This window comes from Intrasporangium sp., assembly GCF_035280925.1.
Lineage (GTDB): Bacteria > Actinomycetota > Actinomycetes > Actinomycetales > Dermatophilaceae > Intrasporangium.
Genome location: NZ_DATEEY010000225.1, coordinates 1 through 4,713, shown reverse-complemented (window position 1 = coordinate 4,713; position 4,713 = coordinate 1). Strand labels below are relative to the sequence as shown.

Here is a 4,713-nt window from a genome sequence, read left to right as displayed (position 1 = left end):
TCGCCACCTCTGACCTTCCCGACGACTTCCGCTCCGGGTACCTCGCCCTCGCTCGCGAGTCGACCGGCGTCCGCGAGTACCTCATGCCGCCGCTGCCCAATACCCTGTACACCCGCGACACGACCTGCTGGCTCTACGGAGGCATGACCCTGAACCCGCTGTACTGGCCAGCCCGGCACGACGAGACGCTGCTGATGAAGGCGATCTACCAGTTCCATCCCGACTTCGTCGGCGCCACCGTGTGGTGGGGCGACCCCGAGCGGGACTGGGGACTGGCCACCTTCGAGGGCGGCGACATCATGCCCGTCGGCAACGGCGTCGTGCTGATGGGCATGAGCGAGCGCACCTCCCGCCAGGCCATCACCCAGGTCGCGGCGGCCCTGTTCGAGCAGGGCGCCGCCGAGCGTGTGGTCGTCGCTGGCATGCCCAAGCTCCGGGCCGCCATGCATCTGGACACCGTGTTCACCTTCGCCGACCGGGACGTCGCCACGCTGTATGCGAACATCGTCGACGGCGTTCACGCCTTCTCCCTGCGGCCGAGCGACAGTGCGCCCGGGGTCGAGGTCACCGACGAGGGCGCAAGGAAGTTCGTCGAGGTGGTCGCCGAGGCGCTCGGCCTGCCCAAGCTGCAGGTCGTCGAGACCGGCGGCGACGTGTACGCGTCCGAGCGCCAGCAGTGGGACAGCGGCAACAACGCCGTCGCCGTCGAGCCCGGCGTGGTCTTCACCTACGACCGCAATACCCTGACCAACGCTCTGCTGCGCAAGGCGGGGATCGAGGTCATCACGATCGTCGGGGCCGAGCTTGGCCGGGGTCGGGGGGGTGGCCACTGCATGACCTGTCCACTCATCCGCGACGGCGTGGACTTCTAGCAAAGATCCCTGCACCCATGTTAGGACCAGCCGAGAGAATATAGGATATAGCGGCACGAGGGAGGCCGGGACGATGCCGAAGGACTTGATGTTCATCCTGCCGTACCGGGCCGACATGCTCGCCCAGCTCGCCACGACCCTTGGCAAGGCCGGCATCAGCATCGCAGGGTGCGCCGGCAAGGAGTTCGGGCCCGAGGAAATCGTGCACCTCCTAGTCGATGATGCTGCGGGCGCGCGCCGCGCCGCCGAACAAGCCGGTTTCGTCGTGCGCGGCGAGCGAGACGTCATCGTGGCGCCGATCGAGGACCGGCCAGGCGCGCTCGGGCAGTTGCTCGGGCAGATCGCCGACGCCGGCGTGAGCGCCGACCTGGTCTATCTGGCCACCAACAGCCGCGTCGTGATCGGGGTGGTGGAGGATCTCGAGCGAGCGCAGGCTGCCCTGAGGCCAGCCGGCCGCTGACGGGCCGCTCCCTTCGAGTACCTATCGTCGCCTACCGTCGAGCCGGTTACCGACCCGTCCGCCAGACACGCGGAGGCTGGAATGGCTGCTACGGCCCGCCATGTTGGCCCGTTCATCACGAGGAGCACCGAGGTCCTCATCGTCGAATCGGGCGAGGAGCACCACACCCTCAAACGGACGGTCGGCGCGCTCGACCTCACCGCGCTGGGGGTCGGGGCGATCATCGGCACCGGGATCTTCGTCGTTATCGGCGAAGGGGCGAGCCTCGCCGGGCCGGGGCTCATCGTCTCCTTCCTGCTGGCCGCGCTCACCTGCGTGTTCTCGGCACTGTCCTACGCCGAGCTGGCCTCGTCGATCCCGGTTTCTGGAAGCGCGTACACCTACAGCTACGCGACCATGGGGGAGGTCATCGCCTGGATCATCGGCTGGGACCTCATCCTGGAGTACGGCATCTCGGTCGCGGCGGTCGCGGTCGGCTGGGGCGGCAACCTCAACAGCTTCCTGGACACCACCTTCGGGGTCACCATCCCGACGGCGCTGTCCACCTCCCCGGAGACCGGGGGGACGTTGAACCTCCCCGCCGTCCTGATCGTCGTGATCGTCACCGCCCTGCTCATGCGGGGCGTACGCGAGACCACGCGGACGAACACCATCATGGTGTTCGTCAAGCTCGCCGTGCTCCTGCTGTTCATCATCGTCGCCGCCACCGTGTTCAAGAGCGGTAACCTTAAGCCCTTCGCGCCCCACGGCTTTGACGGGATCGTCAGCGCAGCCGCGGTGATCTTCTTCGCCTTCATCGGCTTCGACGCGGTCTCCACCGGCAGCGAGGAGGCGAAGAAGCCGAGCCGCGACCTCCCGCTGGCCATCACCGGGTCGCTGGCGATCGCCACCATCGTGTACATCCTGGTCTCGGTGATGGCGGTCGGGGTGCTGCCGGCCAGCCAGCTCGGCGAGAGCGACGCGCCACTCGCCGAGGCGCTCAAGACCGGCGCCGGCGCCAACTGGGCGGCAAGCGTGATGGCCTTCGGCGCCCTGGTCGCGATCACCAGCGTCATGATCACCATCTTCTACGGCCAGACGCGGATCATGTTCGCCATGGCCCGCGACGGGCTGGTGCCGGAGTGGCTGGCCGAGGTGAACCCGCGGACCGGCACGCCGGTCCGGCTCACCATCCTGTTCGGGATCGGCATCGCGGTGCTGGCGGCCCTCGTCCCCTTGAGCGAGATCGTCAAGCTGGTCAACATCGGCACGCTGTTCGCCTTCGTTCTGGTCAACGCCGGCGTGATCATCCTGCGCCGCACGCGGCCCGACATGCCGCGGCCGTTCAGGGTGCCGTTCTCGCCGGTCTTCCCCCTCATCGGCATCGGCCTGTGCATCTACCTGATGGCGCGGCTGCCGCTCACCTCCTGGATCCGCTTCTTCGGCTGGCTGGCGGCCGGCCTGCTGATCTATGTGTTCTACAGCTACCGCCACTCGCGCCTGCGGCGCATCGTTCTCGGGGAGGTGCCGACGGCCGCACCCACCGAGCGGCGCTGAACACTTGGCCTGGGAGGAGGCGGGGGAAGGACGTCTCACCGCAGCCCTGACGTTCCACTATCGAGGTGAGCGGGCCTGCTCCAGTCCAGCCTCGCGGGCCTTGCGGATGGCCGGGCCACGGCCCTCGTGCTCGTCGTTGGGGTGACCTAGCCGATCCCGGCGTACAGCCGCACCCCGTTGTCGCGCTCCCGCACGATCGCGAGCTCGGCGGGCAGCACGGCCGGGTCGCGGATGGTGGTCAGGTGGGGCCATTCGACCTTGACGTGGCCGAACAACGACCTAGGTCCAGGCCTGGTCGGTGGGGTGCCGGGCCGGCCGAAGTGCTGGTGGATGGCGCACAGTGCCATGAACTCGCGGGTCGAGCCGGAGGTCATCTGCGGGCCGTTGAGTTCCTGGTTGTCAAGGCTCCCAGCTGGGTTCAGGCTGGCCGGTGGGACGGGCGTCATCGTGGAGCGCTTGGCGACTCCTTGCTCGATGCGCTGAGGGTGCATGGGCATCGCTGATGCCAAGGATGGCTGGTGACATGGTCGAGCAGGAGGTCGCGCAACGCGTCGGGATCCTGCTGTGGCAACAGCAAACAGTTGGTCGCGTCCGGAGACCTAGCACAGGTCCTTGAGAGTCGGAAGGTTCGCAGTGACCGACGATGTCCCGTCGGCCAGGAGGAGGCAAGCATGGCCGCATTGGTCGTTGGTGTGCCCAAGGAGATCAAGGACAAGGAGAATCGTGTCTCGGTGCTGCCCGACGGCGTTGCCGAGCTCAGCCATTATGGCCACCGCGTGGTGGTGCAGGCGGGCGCTGGGGCCGGCTGTGGGTTCTCGGACGCCGAGTACGAGGCAGCCGGTGCTGAGGTGGTGGACACACCGGAGGCGGTGTTTGCCGCGGCGGATCTAATCGTCAAGGTCAAGGAGCCGATCCCAGAGGAGTATGAGCGGTTCCGGCCGGGGCAGCAGCTGTTCACCTACCTGCATCTGGCCGCCGACCGCCGGCTTACCGAGTTCCTCCTCGAGCGGCGCATCGACTCGATAGCGTATGAGACGGTGCAGACCGCGGACGGGCGTCTGCCGCTGCTCACCCCGATGAGCGAGGTCGCCGGGCGGATGTCCGTCCAGGCCGCCGCCCACCATTTGGAGAGCTCCGCCGGGGGGGCGGGCCTGCTGCTGGGCGGCGTACCGGGCACGCCGGCCGCGAAGGTCACCATTATCGGCGGTGGCGTCTCGGGCACGGAGGCGGCCAAGATGGCCCTAGGGCTGCGGGCGATTGTCCGCGTGCTCGACACCAACCCCACGCGCCTGTCCTACCTATCGGACGTTTTCGGCGGGCGGCTCGATCTTGTCGTGCCCAACCGGGCCCGCACTGCGGCCTACGTCGCGGACTCCGACGTGGTGATCGGCGCCGTGCTGGTCGCCGGGGCGAAGGCACCGAAGGTGGTGACCCGGGAGATGATCGCGAGCATGCGCCCGGGCAGCGTCGTCGTTGACATCGCGATCGACCAAGGTGGCTGCTTCGAGACCAGCCGCCCGACCACGCACTCCGAACCCACCTATGTCGAGGAGGGTGTGATCCACTACTGCGTGGTCAACATTCCCGGCGCAGTCGCGCGGACGTCGACCCTCGCGCTAACCAGCGCCACCTTCCCCTACCTGGTCCAGGTCGCAGCGAAAGGAGTGGCCGGGGCCGCTGCGGCCGACCCGGTACTGGGCAAGGGGCTGACCACCCTCGGCGGCCAGCTGGTCTCCCGACCGGTGGCCCAGGCGCACGACCTGCCGTTCAAGGACCCGGCAGACGTGCTGCCGACGGGCCTGCGGGGCAGCAAGGAGCCCTAGGGAACCCTGGGGCATGTCTGGG

Annotated in this window: 5 protein-coding genes; 4 read left to right on the top strand and 1 reads right to left on the bottom strand. The window is 68.3% G+C overall.

The features are described from left to right. From VJN29_RS20155 to VJN29_RS20145, 3 genes are all read left to right on the top strand, one after another. A partial coding sequence (locus tag VJN29_RS20155) for an arginine deiminase family protein (protein WP_324145431.1) occupies positions 1-872 on the top strand: 872 nt, incomplete at its 5' end. A 73-nt stretch (positions 873-945) separates the two neighbouring features. After that, positions 946-1,332: a hypothetical protein gene (locus VJN29_RS20150; protein ID WP_324145430.1), complete on the top strand. Its 387-nt coding sequence runs from the start codon at positions 946-948 to the stop codon at positions 1,330-1,332. An 81-nt stretch (positions 1,333-1,413) separates the two neighbouring features. Then, positions 1,414-2,868: an amino acid permease gene (locus tag VJN29_RS20145; protein WP_324145429.1), complete on the top strand. Its 1,455-nt coding sequence runs from the start codon at positions 1,414-1,416 to the stop codon at positions 2,866-2,868. Positions 2,869-3,014: 146 nt separating this feature from the next. On the opposite strand, the gene VJN29_RS20140 is transcribed toward VJN29_RS20145, so the two are convergent. Continuing rightward, on the bottom strand, positions 3,015-3,365 hold the full coding sequence (locus VJN29_RS20140; protein WP_324145428.1) for a hypothetical protein: 351 nt from the start codon (positions 3,363-3,365) through the stop codon (positions 3,015-3,017). A gap of 195 nt (positions 3,366-3,560) precedes the next feature. On the opposite strand from VJN29_RS20140, the gene ald reads away from it, so the two are divergent. After that, a complete protein-coding gene (ald, locus tag VJN29_RS20135; protein ID WP_324145427.1) occupies positions 3,561-4,691 on the top strand; it encodes an alanine dehydrogenase in 1,131 nt (376 codons plus the stop codon). Positions 4,692-4,713 lie beyond the last annotated feature (22 nt).

Coding starts and splice junctions, on each gene's coding strand:
- VJN29_RS20150 (WP_324145430.1), top strand. CDS start 946: ATGCCGAAGGACTTGATGTTCATCCTGCCGTACCGGGCCGACATGCTC.
- VJN29_RS20145 (WP_324145429.1), top strand. CDS start 1,414: ATGGCTGCTACGGCCCGCCATGTTGGCCCGTTCATCACGAGGAGCACC.
- VJN29_RS20140 (WP_324145428.1), bottom strand. CDS start 3,365: ATGCCCATGCACCCTCAGCGCATCGAGCAAGGAGTCGCCAAGCGCTCC.